Raw genomic sequence first — 15,901 nt, 5'->3', positions numbered from 1 at the left:
GCGGGCAGCGGTTCACTCTCTGAGGCGAGTCCCACCAGGCGCGACGGGACCCGGGCCGCCGGTCACTTCCCCCGAGCCGTCGGTCCACCGCCTCGCACCGCCGGGCGGACGGTGCGAGGCGGAGCCGCGCGCCTTGTCCCACCCGTTGCTCCACCCCCTGCGTCACCCGTGTGGGTTTCTTCAGCCGACGACCGCTACGGGCCCCCGCACGCCCCCGGCGTCGCGCTGTCGGACCCGGGTGCAACGATGAGCCCATGGAAGCGGGGCACGGACTTCGGGCGCTGCGGGCCACCGTGTTCGCGGCGGTCTGCGTGCTGCTCGCGGCCCTGGGCCACGCGGTCATGTCCGGTACGGCCGTCCCGTGGTGGGCGATCGGCGGCGCGCTGAGCGGCACCGGCGGCGCGGCCTGGTTCATGGCCGGCCGCGAGCGCGGCCCGCTGCTGGTCACGCTCGCCACCGTGGGCGCGCAGTCCGGCCTGCACTCCTTCTTCGCGATCGCCCAGAACGTGGCCCGTACGAGCGCGGCCGCCGGCCTTCAGCACGCCACAGGCGCCGGGCACTCCATACCCGCCGGTATACCCGCCGGCGACGGAGCCATGGCGGCGATGAACTCACCGGACGCGCCCGCCTCGATAGCGGCGCACGCCACGATGCACCACATGGGGCACGGCGCGCTCGGGATGTGGTCCGCGCACGTCCTGGTCGCCCTCGTCTCCGCCATGTGGCTGTGCGGCGGCGAACAGGGGGCCTTCCGGCTCGGCCGCGCCCTCACGGCGCGGCTGTTCGCACCGCTCCTCGTCCTCTTTCACGACGCCCCGCCGACCCGCTCCGCGCCCCGCGTACGCCGCGCCGACGGCGAACGCGCACGCGCGGCGCAGCGGCTGCGGCAACTGCTCTACGCCCATGTCCTGGCCACCCGTGGTCCACCGGCCCGCGCCGCCGTCGGCTGACGGCACGTACCACGCGACCGGATCACCACATCACCGGCGCGCCCCGCCCCCCCCACGGCCGGGCGCCCGGATTCCAGGAAGGACCCAGGGCGATGACCCCTGCCCTGACACGGGCCGTTCGACGGCCCGGCTCACCCCACGCCCCACGCCCCGTCGAGCCCCGCGGCCAGTTCTTTGAGCCGCCGCACCCCCTCGCCGAAGCGGCGGCACGGCTCACAGCCCCGTACATGCGCGTCGAGCGCGCCCTCCGGCACGCCCGGAGGCAGCGCCTCGCCGTCGGCACGGGCGGATATGGCGGTACGGGCATCACAGCAGTCCACCCCCTCATCGTCGCCGGTACCGGGCGGCCCGCGCCCACTGGGGGAGGCGGCCGTGCGTGACGACGAGGCCGTGACCGCCTGGGCGCTCGCGGCGCGCGGCGGCGACGCGGAGGCCGTGGACCGCTTCATCCGCGCCACCCAGGGCGACGTCCGGCGGTTCGTGGCGCGGCTCAGCGGCGACCCGCAGGGCGCCGACGACCTGGTCCAGGAGACGTATCTGCGCGCGCTGCGCAGCCTGCCGCACTTCGAGGGCCGCTCGTCCGCGCGCACCTGGCTGCTGGCCATCGCCCGCCGTACGGTCATCGACCGGTTCCGGTTCAACGCGGCCCGGCCCCGGCTCTCCGACACCGACGACTGGCAGGCGGCGGCCGAACGCACCCAGTCCCCGGAGCTTCCCGGCTTCGACGAAGGGGTGGCGCTCTCACAACTGCTGGACCGGCTGCCGTACGAACGGCGCGAGGCGTTCGTACTGACCCAGCTGCTGGGTCTGCCGTACGCCGAGGCGGCCGCCGTGGCGGGCTGCCCCATCGGCACCGTGCGCTCGCGCGTGGCGCGGGCCCGCGAGGCCCTCATCGGCCAGCTGGCCACCGCCGAACGGGCGGCGGCGCGAGTCCCGGCGCCGGCTTAGAAACCGACGGTCGGGGGGCGCGGGCCCGCCCGCGCCCCCCGACCCGACGTGTTCCTCAGCTCCCGGCCCGTACGACCTCGGCGTCGACCCGAACCGTGCCGCTCTCGCGGAAGTGCAGCACGAACGGCACCCGGTCGCCGACGCTGACCTTCGGCGGGCCCTGCACCATGATGTCCACGCCGCTGTGCGACATCGCCAGCTCGCCGCCCCCGGGTACGGGCATCGAGCCGAGCATCTCCATGGTGCCGGCGCCCTTCCGCTCGACGTTCCGGCTGAACATCGCCTTCCGGGCGGAGGGGACTTCCACCCGCAGCAGTTCGTCGTCCGCGCCGCCGGTGTTGCGCACCCGGAAGAACGCGGCCGTCTCGCCGCCGCCGAACGGCACGAGCATCCGACCCCCGGTCACCTCCAGTTCGGCCGGGCTGCCGGCCGCCCCGGACGCGGCCCACACCCCGAGCCCGCCCAGCGCGACGGCGAAGGCCGCGACGGGGACCAGCGCGGCGCGGACGGCCGGCGCGAGGGCCCGCCACAGGGGAGTGGGGGCGGGCACCGCTCCGTCGCTCATGTCCGTGCTCACCAGGAGCCTCCTCGGGTGCTCGTACGGGGCGTATCGGCGCGGCCCGGGCCCGTACCGTACGGCCGGGCCCGCCCGGCGGCGCGTCCTGCCGCGGCGCCGCCGCTTGCGGAGCCGCCTCCCGCCGTGCCGCGCGACGCCGTCGGCTGCCAGCCGCGCAGCCGGAGGCTGTTGCCGACGACGAGCAGCGAGCTGACGGACATCGCGGCCGCCGCGACCATCGGGTTCAGCAGGCCGACCGCGGCCAGCGGCACGGTGACGAGGTTGTAGCCGAACGCCCAGGCCAGATTGGCCCGTACGGTCCCCAGCGTGCGGCGCGCCAGCCGCACCGCGTCGGCGAGGGCCCGCATGTCCTCGCGCACCAGCGTCACATCGGCCGCCCCGATGGCGGCGTCCGTACCGCCGCCCATCGCGATCCCGAGATCAGCCCCGGCCAGCGCCGCCGCGTCATTGACCCCGTCGCCGACCACGGCGACGCGCCGCCCGCTCGCGCGCAGCGTCCGTACGAGCTCGGCCTTGCTCTCGGGCGTGGAACGCGGGTGGACCTCGGCGATCCCCAGCTCTGCGGCGACGGCGTGCGCGGTGGCATCGCTGTCGCCGGTGGCGAGCACCGGCCGCAGCCCGAGCCGCTTGAGATGGTCCACGGCCCGGTAACTGCCGGGGCGCAACTGGTCCCCGAGCGCGATGACGGCCTCGGGCCGCCCGTCCACCCGCACGAGTACGGCCGTACGCCCGGCGGCCTCCGCGTCCCGCACGGCCTCGGCCAGTTCGGCGGGGAGAGTGAGGGGCTGAGTCGGAGCCGCCGGGTCGTGGAGCGGCACGTTCGTCGACGCGGTCCGGGACTCCGTGCCCTGGCTGTTCTCCGCGCTCTGCCCGTTCTTCGGACCTCGGCTGTTCTCCGTGCCCCGGCCGGCCTCCACGTCCCGCCCGTCCTCCGGACCGGCCGCAGTCTCGGAACCGGCCCCGCGCGACGGCGAGTCGGCCGTGCCTTCGCCCGTTGGCCGACGCACCGCCTCCTCATCCGATGGCCGACACGCCGGCCCCTCGCCCGACGGCCGGAACGCCGTCGCCGTCCCGGCGTCCGGGCGCAGTACCTCGACCGTCCGCCCGTCCACCAGGCCCGTGACCCCGAGGCCCGCCGTGGCGGTGAAACGCTCGACGCGCGGGGGCGGTTCGGGCAGGGTGCGGCGGGCGTGGGACGCGATGGCGCGGCCCACCGGGTGCTCCGAACCCTCCTCGGCCGCGCCCGCGAGACGCAGCGCCGCCGCCTCGCCGAGGCCGTCGGCGCGCGCGGTGACCGCCGCGACGGACATGGCGCCGACCGTGAGCGTGCCGGTCTTGTCCAGTACGACTGTGTCCACCCGCCGCAGCCCTTCCAGGGCCTGCGGTCCGCTGACGAGGATGCCCAGCCCCGCGCCCCGGCCGGTGGCCGCGAGCAGGGCGGTGGGGGTGGCCAGGCCGAGGGCGCAGGGGCAGGCGACGACGAGTACGGCCACGGCCGCCGTGACGGCGGCCTGCGGGTCGGCGCCCGCGCCCAGCCAGAAGCCCAGCACGGTGACGGCGACGGCGAGTACCGCGGGGACGAAGACGCCCGCGACGGCGTCGGCGAGCCGCTGTACGCGCGCCTTGCCGGTCTGCGCGTCCTCCACCAGTCGGGCGATGCGCGCGAGGCGGGTGTCCGCGCCGACCGCCTCGGCGCGCACCTCCAGCAGTCCGCCGGAGTTGACAGCCCCGCCGACGACCACCGAGCCGGGACCGACCTCCACCGGCGCGCTCTCGCCCGTGACCAGGGCCAGGTCCAGGGCAGAGCCGCCCTCGGTGATCACGCCGTCGGTCGCGACCCGTTCGCCGGGCCGTACGACGAAGCGGTCGCCGACCCGCAACTCCTCGATGGGAACGCTGCGTTCGGCGCCGTCGGCCCGTACGACGACCTCCTTGACGGTGAGCGAGGCGAGCGCCCGCAGCGCGGAACCGGTGGCCCGCCGGGCGCGCGCCTCCAGCAGCCGGCCGGTCAGCACGAACAGCGGGACGCCGACGACGGCTTCCAGATACACGTCGGCCACGCCGCCCGTCGCCGACGGTACGAGCGTGAACGGCATCCGCATCCCCGGCTGCCCGGCGCCGCCGAGGAACAGCGCGTACGCCGACCACAGGAACGACGCCAGCACGCCCAGCGACACCAGCGTGTCCATGGTCGCGCCGCCGTGCCGCAGGCCGCGCAGCGCCTTGGCGTGGAAGGGCCAGGCACCCCAGGCCGCGACCGGCGCGGCCAGCACGAAGCAGAGCCACTGCCAGTTGTCGAACTGACAGGACGGGACCATGGACAGCACCAGGACCGGCACGGCCAGCACGGCCGTGACCAGCAGCCGGGTCCGTTCGGCGGCGCCGGGCGCGGCAGCGGAGTCCGGGCGGTCCTCCGCGCCCCGCCGCCGCTCCGCCTCCAGGCGGCGGGCGGTGAACCCCGCCGCCTCCACGACGGCGACGAGTTCGGCCGCGCTCACCGTGGCCGGGTGGCTCACCCGGGCCCGGCCCGTCGCGAGGTTGACGGTCGCGCTGACCCCCTCCACCCGCCCGAGCTTCTTCTCCACCCGGCCCACGCAGGCGGCGCACGTCATGCCGCCGACCGCCAGTTCCGTCGTGGTCTCCGTGGTCTCCGTGGTCTCCGTGCTCATCGGCCGGCCTCCGGCGCGGGCGCGCCCATGTTCATGCCGCCCATGCCGCCGCCCGAAGAACCGCCGGAACCAGAACCGGAACCAGAACCAGAACCAGAACCTGGGCCGCCGCTGCCGTGCATGCCGGGGGCCACGGGGCCGACGGCCGACCCCACCGCGTAGGCGACGCCGAACATCGCGGCGAGCAGCAGGGCGAAGCCGGCGAGGAGCGCGTACGGACTGTTTTGACGTGCTGTCATCGCCGCATCGTGGCACGGCACGAGGGCCGCCCAAGCCGCCGAACGGCCTCCTCGGAGCGTGAGGATTGTCCCTTTCGCGCCCGGGAACCAGCGGCCTCCCGCAGCCGACTACCTGGAGATCGACGGCGCGCGCCGGAAGCCCGTACGAGTGCCCCTCCCGAACCGCCTGGGAACTTGCGCGCGAACCGCCCGGGAACTCGCGCCGACCGCCGTACGACTTCTCAGGGGCCTGCGATTCAGCGGCCCCACCCCAGCGAAGAGAGCCCCCGTGCCCCTGCCGGACCCCTTCCCCCTCTACGGCCGCGCCTACAAGCGCGACCCCTACCCGCTCTACGAGAAGCTGCGCGCCGCCGGCCCCGTGCACCGGGTGCGCTTCCCCAGCGGTGTCACCGCCTGGCTCGTCACCGGCCACAGCGCGGCCCAGCAGACCCTGTCCGACAGCCGCCTCGGCAAGAACCACGACCTGGGCAACGACCGCTGGCGCGCCCGTGCCTCGATCATGCCCGAGCCCCAGCATTCGCAGCTCCAAGTCCACCTCCTGCACCAGGACCCGCCCGCGCACACCCGGATGAGACGGCTGATCCTCGACGCGTTCGCGGCCCGCCGTGCGGAGGAACTGCACCCCCGCTTCCAGGAACTCGCGGACGCGCTCCTGGACGAACTGCCCGCCGACGCGAACGGCGCGGACCTCGTGGCGTGCTTCGCCGCCCGCTTCCCCTTCCAGGTGCTCGCCGAGGTCATCGGCCTGCCGCCGGCCCTCGCGGCCCGCTTCCGCCGCGAATGGGGCAAGGCCGTACAGCCCGTGGGGCCGGAGGACCCGGGCCGGGGCGCGTACGAGGAACTGCTGCGCGGGCTCCAGGCGTATATCGCCGAGATCGTCGCGTACAAGCGGGAGCTCCCGCAGGACGACCTGCTCAGCCGCCTCGTGGCCGCCCATGGGGAAGGCGGGCTGACAAGGGAGGAGCTGGACTCGATGATCTTCCAGCTCCTCGTCGCGGGCCAGGAGCCCGTCACCAACCAGATCACCACCGCCGTCATGGCCCTCCTCCGCCACCCCCAGGCCCTCGACCGGCTGCGCGCCGCGCGCGAGGACACGGAGCTGCTGGCCCGCGCCGTCGAGGAACTGCTGCGCTACGACGGCGCCTTCGAGCTCACCACCTGGCGCTTCCTGGCCGAGGACGCCGATCTGCACGGCACGCGCGTCCCGGCCGGCGACTCCGTGATCGTCTCCCTCTGCGCCGCCAACCGCGACCCCGCGCGCTTCCCCGACCCCGACACCCTGGACTTCGACCGGGCGCAGGGCCCCCACTTGGCCTTCGGCCACGGCATACACTTCTGCCCTGCGGCCGCCCTGGCGCGCGTCGAACTCCAGATAGCCCTCAGAACGTTGCTCGACCGGCTGCCGGGCCTGCGGCCGGCCGTCCCCGACGAGGAGGTCGAATGGATACCGGCAGTGCTGGGACGCGGGACGGACCGACTGCCCGTCGCCTTCGACCGCCCCGTATGCCCTCGTGGGTGACCGGCTGATGCACGACGAACGCGTCCCCGGCACGGCGGCCGGCTCCCCGGAAGCCCGCATACTCGACCTCCTCCTCCCGTACCACCGCACCACGGCCACGGCCCCTGCCCTGCTCGGCGAGCCGGGGGAGTACCCCGAACAGCTCGCCCGCATAAGGCGGTTCACGTCGGCCGGCGAGCCGGTCCTCTTCACCCTCCCCGGCTTCCCCTGCAAGTCGCCCAATCCGGCCAAGGTCCTCGGCCACCTCCCCGACGAGGGCGAACGGCTCTCCCTGGCCTTCCTCGACCGGCTCTGCTCCCGCGTCGGCGAGATCTACGGGCCCGGCGCGCGGATGCTCATCTGCTCCGACGGCCACATCTTCGGCGACCTCATCAATGTGCCCGACGCGCATATCGACGCGTACGGGGACGCCCTGCGCACCATGATCCGCCGCGCGGGCCTGCGCCACCTCGACACCTTCGACCTGCGCCAAGTCTACGGCGACCTGCCGTACGACGAGAAGCGGGCGCGCGCGGCCGAGGCGTACGCGCCGGGGCTCGCCGCCCTGCGGACCCTGACCCGTACCGATGAGGAGACGACCCGCCTCTACCGGGGCATCACCCGCTTCCTCGTCGAGGACTCGGTCGGCCACACCGGCAGCCGGTCCGCGCTCCAACGCGACTGCCGCGCCCGCGCGTACGGCGTCATCGCCCGCAGCCGAGCCTGGGGCGACCTCGTCGCCGCTCGCCACCCCCGGTCCGTACGGCTGTCGATCCATCCGCAGCGGCCGGGCGCGGCCAAGTTCGGCATCCGCCTCCTGGAGTCCGCCGACGCCTGGGCCACGCCCTGGCACTCCACCGTCCTGCGGCGGCGGGACGGACGCGCCCAGTTGATGCGTCGCGCCGACGCGGCGCGGCTGGGCCGCCTCGTCCTGCGGGACGGGCGGCCCAGCCACTACGCGGAGCGGTAGCCCCCGCGGCTCCGAGGCCGGGAGGCCCGCCCCTCAAGCCCCCGCCACCGCCCGGTGGTCGAAGGCGATCAGCGGGTCCCCGGTCAGCGGATGGTCCACCACCGCCGCCCGCACGCCGAACACCTCGGCCAGCAGCGGCGGCGTGAGGACGTCGCGCGGTGGGCCGGAGGCCAGCACCGTACCGCCGTGCAGCACGTGCAGCCGGTCGCACACGGATGCCGCCGCGTTGAGGTCGTGCAGCGCGATCAGCGTCGTACGGCGCTGGTCGCGCAGCAGCGTGAGCAGCTCCACCTGGTGCCGTACGTCGAGGTGGTTGGTCGGCTCGTCCAGCACCAGCACCCGGGGGTCCTGGGCGAGGGCGCGCGCCAGCAGCACCCGCTGCCGCTCGCCGCCCGACAGCGCGGAGAACCGCCGCCGCGCGGCCCCGGCCATCCCCACCCGTTCGAGCGCGCCGGCCACGGCGTCCGCGTCGGCGCGGTCCTCCGCCGCGAAGGCGCGCTTGTAGGGCGTACGGCCCATCGCGACCACTTCGCGGACCGTCAGCTCGAAGTCGCCGCCGCGCTCCTGGGGGAGCGCGGCGATCCGCCGGGCCGACTCCACCGCCGACAGCGACCGCAGGTCCGTGTCGCCCAGCAGCACGCGCCCGGCCTGCGGCGCGAGGTGCCGGTACACGGTGCGCAGCACGGTCGACTTGCCGCTCCCGTTGGGCCCCACCAGCCCCGCGATCTCCCCCTCGGCGGCGAGCAGGCTGACGCCGGAGACCACCTTGCGCCCGGACAGCGACACGTCCAGGTCCTCGACCGCGATCCTCATGACCGTTCCCGCCTCATGACCGCTCCCGCCTCATGTCCGCTGCCATCTCACGACTGCTCCCGCCTCATGTCCGCTCTCCTCTCATGGCCGCTCCCCGCTCACGTCCGCTCCAGTCGCCGGTCCAGCAGATACAGCAGCGTGGGCGCGCCGATCATCGCGGTGACCACGCCCACCGGCAGCTCCTGGTCGGACAGGGCGGTACGGGCCACCAGGTCGACCACCACCAGCAGCACCGCGCCGAACAGCGCGGAGACGGGCAGCAGCCGCCGGTGGTCGCCGCCCACCACCATCCGGCAGGCATGCGGCACCATCAGCCCCACGAAGCCGATCGCCCCGGACACCGACACCAGCACCCCGGTCAGCACGCTCGTCACCACGAACAGCTCGCGCCGCAGCCGCGTCACGTCCACGCCGAGGCCGGCCGCCGTCTCGTCGCCCATCAGCAGGGCGTTGAGCGCGCGGGCCCGCCCCAGCAGCGCCGCGAGCCCGAGCGGCACGGCCGCCGCGGGCAGCACGAGAGTGGCCCACTGAGCGCCGCCGAGCGAGCCCATCAGCCAGAACAGGACCCCGCGCGTCTGCTGCTCGTCCCCGGCCTGGAGTACCAGATAGCTGGTGAACCCCGACAGGAACTGCCCGATGCCCACCCCCGCCAGCACCAGCCGCAGCGGCGAGAACCCGCCCCCGCGCCGCGCCATCGCCCACACCAGCGCGAACGCGGCGAGGGCCCCGGCGAACGCCGCCGAGGACAGCCCGAGCCCGAGCGCGCCGCCCGCGCCCGCCCCGAGGACGATCGCCGCCACCGCGCCCAGCGACGCGCCGCTGGAGATGCCCAGCAGATACGGGTCGGCCAGCGGATTGCGCACGAGCGCCTGCACGGCCGTGCCCACCAGGCCCAGCCCCGCCCCCACCAGCCCTGCCAGCAGCGCCCGCGGCAGCCGCAGCTGCCACACGATCAGGTCCTGGGTGCCGGGCGCCGGGTCGCGCCCGGTCACCCCGCGCGCCACCGCCGCCCAGACCTCGCCCAGCGGCACCTGGGTCGACCCCAGGGACACCGACGCGACGAGCGCGACGAGCAGCGCCGCGCCCAGCGCCGCGCCGACCCAGCCGGCCCGTACGGTCCGTACGCCGCTCTCCCGCTCCTCGGCGGGCAGGGCGGTCGCCGCCACCTACTTCACCCGGTCCGGGTGGATCGTGTGGGCGATCTCCCGCACCGTGTCCGCGCTGCGCACCCCGCCGATCGTGGTGCGCTCCGAGCCGATCCGCAGGAAGCGGTTCTCCTTGACGGCCGTCAGCCCCTTCGTCGCCGGGAAGGTGCGCAGGAACTCCGCGGCCTCGTCGAACGCCTTGGCGTTCGCGGCCTCGCCGCCCCGGTTGCGCACGCCGAGCTGGATCCAGTCCGGGTTCTTCGCGACCACGTCCTCCCAGCCGACCGGCTTGAAGTCCCCGTCGCAGCCGGCGAAGACGTTGCGCGCCCCGGCCTGCGTGATCACGGCGTTGGCCACCTGCTTGTCGCACACGGCCAGCGGCTGCTTGGTGCCGGCGTCGAAGTCGAAGAAGAAGTACGAGGGCCGCTTGTCCCGCGGCACGCCCTTCAGCGCGTCGCGCACCGCGTCCGTCTTCTTCCGCATCCCGGCCACGAGCTCACCGGCGCGCTGCGACGTTCCGGTGAGCTTCCCCAGCTCCTCGATGTCCGCCATCACCCCCGACAGGTCCGTGCGCGGCCCCTTCTGCGCGGCGCCACACGCCGACGAGCGCAGAAAGACGTGCTTGATGCCTGCCGCCGCGAACTCCCGCGGCGTCGGGGCGTCACCCGCGCCGCCCATATTCCTCATCGACGAGAACGAGTCGATATAGAGATCCGCGCCGGAGCCGAGCAGCTTCTCCTTGGGGATCACCGTCTTCCCCAGCACCGGCACCTTCGCCGCCCGCTCCGCCAGTTCGGCGGGCATCGAGCCCTTGCCGGGCGGGAAGCCCGTACCGGCGACCCGGTCGCCGGCGCCGAGCCACAGCAGCGTCTCCAGGGCCGACGCGTTGCTCGTCACGATCCGCCGCGGGGCGGAGTCGAACGTGGTCTTCGCCCCCTCGCAGTCGGCGACGCTCACGGGGAATCCGGCGGCGGATCCGGAGGCCTCGGCGCCGTCCGCCTTCGTGGCCCCACCGCCTCCGCAGGCCGTCGCCGACAGGGCCAGCAGGCCCAGCACACCGCACCACACACGAGGGCGCATCACAAACACTCCAGGAACTCGGCATACGCGCGGGCCCGCCGCTGCGGGCCCGGACCAGGTAGTCGGCCGGCCGGGCCCGCCGGTTCCCGTGCGTCGCGATGAAGTGCGTCGTGAAGAAGCGCGTCGTGAAGAAGCCGGACATGGCCTGCGACCCACGCGACCGGACATAGCCTGCAACCCACACGAAAAGAAGGAAGCGCGGGAACCCCAGGAAGCGAAGGAGAAGCGGAGATGGCCGCTACGGACCCGGACCGCGACGACGGACCGCTCGCCGACATGCCCACCGACTGGCAGCGCGCCCTGGCGATCGTCGCCCACCCCGACGACCTCGAATACGGCGCGTCCGCCGCCATCGCCACGTGGATCGACGGCGGCCGCGAGTTCTCCTACCTGCTGGCCACCGTCGGCGAGGCGGGCATCGACAGCCTGGAGCCGGCCGAGGCCGGCCCGCTGCGCGAGCGGGAACAGCACGCGAGCGCCGCCGCGGTGGGGGTGCGGAACGTGGAGTTCCTCGGCCACCGCGACGGCGTCGTCGAGTACGGCACCGCGCTGCGCCGCGACTTCGCCGCCGCCATCCGCGCACACCGCCCGGAGCTCGTACTGACCCTCAACCACCACGACACCTGGGGCGGCGTCGCCTGGAACACTCCCGACCACCGGGCCGTCGGCCGGGCCGTCCTCGACGCCGTCGCCGACGCCGGGAACCGCTGGATCTTCCCGGAACTCGTCGCGGACGGCCTCGCGCCGTGGAACGGCGTGCGCTACGTCGCCGTCGCGGGCTCGCCCCGGCCCACCCACGCGGTGGACGCGAGCGCGGGCGTCGACCGGGCCGTCGCGTCGCTGCTGGCCCACCGCACGTACATCGAGGCCCTCACCGACGAGGAACCGGAGCGCTACTGCCGCACTTTCCTGGAGGGGAACATGGCGGCCGCGGCGCCCCGCTTCGGCGGCCGTCCCGCCGTCACATTCGAACTCTTCAGCCGCTGAAGCGGCCCGAAGAGCTGAGGAGGAGGCTGTACGGGCGGGGGCCGGGCCCCCGCCCCGTTCGGCCGCTCAGATCTTGCGGTAGCCCCTGGCGTCGTCCGTGGCCGCGATGACCATGTCCGCGTCACCCCCGACCGAGGCCGTCACCAGGGCCGCCACCGCGCCCTCCACGAACGGCGCGTCCGCGATGCGCAGATCCTCGGGGACGCCGTCCCCGGCCGGGGCGTCCAGGATCTCCTTGACCGTCAGGACGGCGCTGCCCATGTCGCAGAGCACCACCACGCCCTTGCCCTCGTCCACGTCCCGCAGCGCCTGCCGGATCAGCTCCGCGCTGGTGCCAATGGAGCCGTCGGGCAGGCCGCCCGCCGCGGCCACCGGAGCCGGGTCGCCGGTGCCCACGAGGGCCTTCGCGAGTTCGGCCGTCGAGGCGGCGACATCGCGGCTGTGCGAGACGAGCACGACGCCGACACGGCCGTTCTCCTTCTCCTTCTTCTCTTCCTGCTTCTCCGTCTGCTCCGGCCGGGCGCTCTCCGCCACGGGCGTGGCCGCGGCCTCCTCGGCCTCCGCGCCCTCGAACGCCTCCGGCAGCCCGGTGTCCGCGGCCTCGGACAGCGCGGTGATCAGCATCGCCGACGACGCGGCCCCGGGGTCCTGGTGCCCGATGCTGCGTTCGCCGAGGTAGCTGGCCCGGCCGCGCCGCGCCTGGAGCGGCACCGTGGCCTCGGCGCCCTCGCGCGCGGCCCGCGCCGCGGCGTCCAGCGCGGCCGCGGTGTCGCCGCCGCCCTCCAGGGCGGCTGTGTACGCCTCTGCCGCCGGAGCCAGCGCGTCGACCATCGTGGCGTCGCCGGGCGCGGAGTCGCCCAGCCGCCGCACGCTGGCGACCGCCGCGGTCAGCGCCTTGCCCAGCGCCGGGGGCTCGACCACCGCGTCCTCGCCGAGCACCTTGCCCATGCGGCGCAGCACCGTCCCGTACAGCGGCCCGGACGCGCCGCCGACCGTATTGGTCAGGTGCATGCCGACGGCGGTCAGTAGCGCCCCCGGTGTGGCGGGCGCCTCATCGGCGATGACACGTGCGGACGATGTGAAGCCGCGCTTGAGGTTGGCGCCGTGGTCGGCGTCGCCGATGGCGGCGTCGAGATCGGTCAGGTGCGCGGCCTCGGCCACGAACACCTGCGTGGCGCGGGCGAGGAAGCGGCGGAAGAAGGCCGTATCAAGGGTGACGGACATGGGCGGCGGCTCCTCTTCGCGGGGTGCGTCCCGTACGGCCGTACGGGCCTTTGCCCTGCTCAGCGTAGCGCTGTCACCGATCGGAGGGGCTCCGCGACCGCGCGCCGGAGCCCGTCCGGCAGCCGGTGGGCCCGTACAGCGGGCACGCCGAGCTGACCGAGCAGCCGTACGTGGACCGAGCCGAGCACCGTGCCGGGGAACGGCAGCCCGTACACCCCCGCAGCCGCGATCCCCACCGCCACCGCCCGCGGCACTCACGGATCGGCGGCCGCCGCCCCTCGACGAGCCGGCCTGCCCTCGACGAGCCGGCCGGCGCCGGCCTGGATCTGGATCATGGCTGATCACGGCTCGTCGCGGTCCCGGCCGGCGGGCGTGCGCAGCGTCAGTCCGTCGGCGACGATGAGGTCGGAGGTGACCAGCGCCTGCTCGGCGTCCACGTTCGTCATGAAGACGAAGGGCGGCACGACGGGTGGCACCGGTAGTTGGTCGGGGGTGAAGGTGAGGCAGATGAGGCCCTCCAGGCACCCGCTGAACTTGGTGAGGTAGAGGGTGACGTCCCCGCTGAGGTCCAGTTTCCGTGCGCCGAGGGCCAGTTCGGGCCCGCCGTCGCGGGTGGTGAGCCGGTAGTCGGTGAGGGAGGCGGCCCGCATTTTGAGCACCATGGCCTTCACCGGGCCGTCGGCGGTGGGCACGTGGACGACCCCGGCGAGGAGGAAGCCGTTGGGCGCGAACAGCGAGGTGGTGACGGTCGGCGCGCGCGCCGCGGCCGGGACGCCGTCCGCCGCCTCGGCGCCGCGGTCCGGCGGCGAGGCGACCGCGGCCAGCAGCACCACGGGCAGCACGGCCGCCAGCTTCCTGGTCCCCGGATCGTCCCGGACCGACGGCAGCCGCTCGGTCGGCTCCTCGCCGTTCTCGCCGTTCCTGCCGTTCCCGCCGTTGTCGTCATCGTCATCGTCCGGGGGCGTTACGGGCGTCCAGCCGAACCCCATCGCGCTGCCCGCGATGCCCAGCGCCATCCCGATGAGGAACCCGCCCAGGTTCGTCGCGGCGAAGGAGAGCACCGACAGGATCAGCGCGTTGAGGCTCACATAGTGCCGCGCGCCGGGCGCGCACCACAGGAACAGCCCGGCGACGACCAGCGCCAGCCCGATGCCGATCGCCGCCAGCCCGCCGAGGCCCAGGCTGACCAGGACCGTGACCGGCGACAGTGGTACGAGCAGCAGTTCGGTCCCGCCGAGGATCAGCAGCAGCCCGGCCCAGAAGGGCCGGGTCCGCCGCCAGCCGCGGAAGGCCCGCCGTGCGTCCGGGAGCGGCAGCCGCTCGTCCAGCCGCCGGGAGAGCCGCGCTCTCAGAAGCACTTCTTGCCGTCCAGGCTCACATTGAGCTTGAGGCCCCGGAGCCGGAAGTTGCCGCCGGTCGCGGACCAGGCGTGCGAGCGGACCCCGGCCACGGTGACGTCCCCGGCCTGGAGGCCGAACTTGCCCTTCTCTCCGTGGACGCCCGGCACTCGGTCCAGGGTGGAGGCGTCGCGGCCGATCTCGGCGGTGCCGAACCGGGCGTCGCCGACCAGGTCCTCGCCGTCGATGATGAGGCTGCTGGCGGTCACATTGCCCGCGTCGCCGCCCGCCGTGAGCTTGAAGGTGACGGTCCCCAGCGGGGTGGAGACCGAGGCGGACTGGCAGATGTCGGTCAGGGTGGCGTCGCCGATGCCGAGCAGGGCGACCGGATGGCCCTTGCCGTCCACGGACCGGTCGGTCTGCACATATGACGAGAGGCCCTTGCTCGTCAGCTTGCCGGACGAGACCTGGAAGCTGGTGCCGGAGACGGCGAAGGACGCGGCCAGCGCCCCCTCGGCCATCACCGCGGCCATCGCGCCGACCGCGAGCACCGCGGGGATGGCGAGGACCGCTGTCTTCTTCCAGGCCGTTCTGCCCTCCGGCAGACGCCGGTTGGATCCGCTCACTGGTTCCTCCCCGGGGCAGCGATCATCGGACGGCTGCGGCGCAGCCGCGAACACGTGCAGATGCGCAGGGAAGTGCGGGGTGGCTCCGCCGCCGGGACGAGTCCGCGCGGCATCGCTCTGCCATACTGCGGAAATCCGGTGGCAGTTGGAGACTAGGGCCGAAATTGAATAATAGTCAACAGCGCGGTACGCGCGCTGCCCCAGCCGTGCGCGGCACCGAGCGCTCCCAGGCGCGCCGCGCCGAACTCATCACGATCGGAAGGAGGCTGTTCGCGGACACGTCGTACGACGCGCTGTCCATGGACGACATAGCCCGGCACGCGGGCGTCGCCAAGGGGCTCATCTACTACTACTTCAAGAACAAGCGCGGCTACTACCTGGCGATCGTCCAGGACTCCGTCGCCGAACTCGTCGTACGGGCCGCCTCCACCCACGACCTGCCGCCCGCCGAGCGCGTCCACCACACCGTCGACGGCTATCTCCGCTACGCCCAGCATCACCAGGCCGCCTACCGCGCCATCGTGACCGGCGGCGTCGGCTTCGACGCCGAGGTGCTCGCGATCCGGGCCGAGGTGCGCGAGCAGCTGCTGCTGGCGATCGCCCAGGGCGCGTGGGGGCGCGCGGACATCCCGCTCATCGCCCGTACCGCGCTGATCGGCTGGCTGTCGTCGGTGGAGGGCGTCACCCTCGACTGGCTGGGACACCAGGGGCTGGAGCGCGACATGGTGCGCTCGCTGCTCGTCCGGGGCCTCGGCGACACGCTCCGTACGATCGAGGACTACGAGCCGGCCTTCCCGGCGCCGCCGCCCCTGCGCTGAACGGCGCGGGGCGGGCGGCC

The 15,901-nt window shown here is 74.5% G+C and carries 17 protein-coding genes and 1 pseudogene; 6 read left to right on the top strand and 12 right to left on the bottom strand.

Annotated elements, in window-relative coordinates; translation table 11 throughout:
• The first annotated feature begins 254 nt into the window (after positions 1-254).
• Positions 255-950 carry a hypothetical protein gene (locus AB0I22_RS25570; RefSeq protein ID WP_363133230.1) on the top strand — a complete coding sequence of 232 codons (696 nt, stop codon included), beginning with the start codon at positions 255-257 and terminating at the stop codon, positions 948-950.
• 131 nt (positions 951-1,081) lie between these two features.
• Here AB0I22_RS25570 and AB0I22_RS25565 read toward each other — a convergent pair whose 3' ends face one another.
• Entirely contained in the window at positions 1,082-1,270 is a 189-nt protein-coding gene (locus AB0I22_RS25565) for a zf-HC2 domain-containing protein (protein WP_363133229.1), read from the bottom strand.
• A gap of 52 nt (positions 1,271-1,322) precedes the next feature.
• Here AB0I22_RS25565 and AB0I22_RS25560 point away from each other — a divergent pair, with 52 nt between their 5' ends.
• Positions 1,323-1,898, top strand: coding sequence for a sigma-70 family RNA polymerase sigma factor (locus AB0I22_RS25560; protein WP_363133228.1), 576 nt, complete (start codon positions 1,323-1,325; stop codon positions 1,896-1,898).
• A gap of 55 nt (positions 1,899-1,953) precedes the next feature.
• Here the strand turns inward: AB0I22_RS25560 and AB0I22_RS25555 are convergent, their stop codons facing one another.
• Genes AB0I22_RS25555 through AB0I22_RS25545 form a run of 3 tightly spaced genes read right to left on the bottom strand, consistent with a single transcriptional unit; the run spans position 1,954 to position 5,383 of the window.
• A complete protein-coding gene (locus AB0I22_RS25555; RefSeq protein WP_363133227.1) occupies positions 1,954-2,475 on the bottom strand; it encodes a copper chaperone PCu(A)C in 522 nt (173 codons plus the stop codon).
• The gene (locus AB0I22_RS25550; protein ID WP_363133226.1) at positions 2,472-5,144 is read right to left on the bottom strand and encodes a heavy metal translocating P-type ATPase; all 2,673 of its coding nucleotides are present in this window, start codon (positions 5,142-5,144) and stop codon (positions 2,472-2,474) included. Before AB0I22_RS25550 ends, AB0I22_RS25555 begins: the two co-directional genes overlap by 4 nt.
• Positions 5,141-5,383 (bottom strand): hypothetical protein, encoded by a 243-nt coding sequence (locus AB0I22_RS25545; RefSeq protein ID WP_363133225.1) that lies wholly within the window; start codon positions 5,381-5,383, stop codon positions 5,141-5,143. Before AB0I22_RS25545 ends, AB0I22_RS25550 begins: the two co-directional genes overlap by 4 nt.
• 268 nt (positions 5,384-5,651) lie before the next feature.
• Here AB0I22_RS25545 and AB0I22_RS25540 point away from each other — a divergent pair, with 268 nt between their 5' ends.
• Together AB0I22_RS25540 and AB0I22_RS25535 are read left to right on the top strand one after the other, a co-directional pair.
• Positions 5,652-6,902 (top strand): cytochrome P450, encoded by a 1,251-nt coding sequence (locus AB0I22_RS25540; protein ID WP_363133224.1) that lies wholly within the window; start codon positions 5,652-5,654, stop codon positions 6,900-6,902.
• Positions 6,903-6,909: 7 nt separating this feature from the next.
• Complete coding sequence (locus AB0I22_RS25535) at positions 6,910-7,851, top strand: isocyanide synthase family protein (RefSeq protein ID WP_363133223.1); 942 nt, start codon at positions 6,910-6,912, stop codon at positions 7,849-7,851.
• Between the two features lie 33 nt (positions 7,852-7,884).
• Here the strand turns inward: AB0I22_RS25535 and AB0I22_RS25530 are convergent, their stop codons facing one another.
• From AB0I22_RS25530 to AB0I22_RS25520, 3 genes are all read right to left on the bottom strand, one after another.
• The gene (locus AB0I22_RS25530) at positions 7,885-8,664 is read right to left on the bottom strand and encodes an ABC transporter ATP-binding protein (RefSeq protein ID WP_363133222.1); all 780 of its coding nucleotides are present in this window, start codon (positions 8,662-8,664) and stop codon (positions 7,885-7,887) included.
• A gap of 98 nt (positions 8,665-8,762) precedes the next feature.
• Positions 8,763-9,830: an iron ABC transporter permease gene (locus AB0I22_RS25525; protein WP_363133221.1), complete on the bottom strand. Its 1,068-nt coding sequence runs from the start codon at positions 9,828-9,830 to the stop codon at positions 8,763-8,765.
• On the bottom strand, positions 9,831-10,889 hold the full coding sequence (locus AB0I22_RS25520) for an ABC transporter substrate-binding protein (protein ID WP_363133220.1): 1,059 nt from the start codon (positions 10,887-10,889) through the stop codon (positions 9,831-9,833).
• Between the two features lie 231 nt (positions 10,890-11,120).
• Between AB0I22_RS25520 and AB0I22_RS25515 the strand changes: the two genes are divergently transcribed.
• Positions 11,121-11,876 (top strand): PIG-L deacetylase family protein, encoded by a 756-nt coding sequence (locus tag AB0I22_RS25515; protein ID WP_363133219.1) that lies wholly within the window; start codon positions 11,121-11,123, stop codon positions 11,874-11,876.
• Positions 11,877-11,942: 66 nt separating this feature from the next.
• On the opposite strand, the gene dhaM is transcribed toward AB0I22_RS25515, so the two are convergent.
• The 5 genes and pseudogenes from dhaM to AB0I22_RS25490 form a co-directional block, all read right to left on the bottom strand.
• Positions 11,943-12,500, bottom strand: coding sequence for a dihydroxyacetone kinase phosphoryl donor subunit DhaM (dhaM, locus tag AB0I22_RS25510; protein ID WP_363133276.1), 558 nt, complete (start codon positions 12,498-12,500; stop codon positions 11,943-11,945).
• Positions 12,477-13,100: pseudogene (gene dhaL, locus AB0I22_RS25505) on the bottom strand (dihydroxyacetone kinase subunit DhaL); the annotation flags it as partial. The pseudogene dhaL and the gene dhaM, both read right to left, overlap by 24 nt.
• Before the next feature lie 59 nt (positions 13,101-13,159).
• On the bottom strand, positions 13,160-13,354 hold the full coding sequence (locus AB0I22_RS25500) for a hypothetical protein (protein ID WP_363133218.1): 195 nt from the start codon (positions 13,352-13,354) through the stop codon (positions 13,160-13,162).
• A gap of 87 nt (positions 13,355-13,441) precedes the next feature.
• Positions 13,442-14,458 carry a DUF6114 domain-containing protein gene (locus AB0I22_RS25495; RefSeq protein WP_363133217.1) on the bottom strand — a complete coding sequence of 339 codons (1,017 nt, stop codon included), beginning with the start codon at positions 14,456-14,458 and terminating at the stop codon, positions 13,442-13,444.
• Complete coding sequence (locus AB0I22_RS25490; protein WP_363133216.1) at positions 14,449-15,063, bottom strand: DUF6230 family protein; 615 nt, start codon at positions 15,061-15,063, stop codon at positions 14,449-14,451. Before AB0I22_RS25490 ends, AB0I22_RS25495 begins: the two co-directional genes overlap by 10 nt.
• 206 nt (positions 15,064-15,269) lie before the next feature.
• Between AB0I22_RS25490 and AB0I22_RS25485 the strand changes: the two genes are divergently transcribed.
• Positions 15,270-15,881: a TetR/AcrR family transcriptional regulator gene (locus AB0I22_RS25485; protein WP_363133215.1), complete on the top strand. Its 612-nt coding sequence runs from the start codon at positions 15,270-15,272 to the stop codon at positions 15,879-15,881.
• The last annotated feature ends 20 nt before the right edge of the window (positions 15,882-15,901 follow it).

The organism is Streptomyces sp. NPDC050610, from assembly GCF_040654875.1.
In the GTDB taxonomy this organism is placed as follows: Bacteria; Actinomycetota; Actinomycetes; order Streptomycetales; family Streptomycetaceae; genus Streptomyces.
Note: the sequence above shows the minus strand (reverse complement) of the source record. Positions and strands in the feature narration are given on the sequence as shown.

Coding starts and splice junctions, on each gene's coding strand:
- AB0I22_RS25520 (WP_363133220.1), bottom strand. CDS start 10,889: ATGCGCCCTCGTGTGTGGTGCGGTGTGCTGGGCCTGCTGGCCCTGTCG.
- dhaM (WP_363133276.1), bottom strand. CDS start 12,500: ATGCTGATCACCGCGCTGTCCGAGGCCGCGGACACCGGGCTGCCGGAG.
- AB0I22_RS25545 (WP_363133225.1), bottom strand. CDS start 5,383: ATGACAGCACGTCAAAACAGTCCGTACGCGCTCCTCGCCGGCTTCGCC.
- AB0I22_RS25570 (WP_363133230.1), top strand. CDS start 255: ATGGAAGCGGGGCACGGACTTCGGGCGCTGCGGGCCACCGTGTTCGCG.
- AB0I22_RS25535 (WP_363133223.1), top strand. CDS start 6,910: ATGCACGACGAACGCGTCCCCGGCACGGCGGCCGGCTCCCCGGAAGCC.
- AB0I22_RS25550 (WP_363133226.1), bottom strand. CDS start 5,144: ATGAGCACGGAGACCACGGAGACCACGGAGACCACGACGGAACTGGCG.
- AB0I22_RS25515 (WP_363133219.1), top strand. CDS start 11,121: ATGGCCGCTACGGACCCGGACCGCGACGACGGACCGCTCGCCGACATG.
- AB0I22_RS25530 (WP_363133222.1), bottom strand. CDS start 8,664: ATGAGGATCGCGGTCGAGGACCTGGACGTGTCGCTGTCCGGGCGCAAG.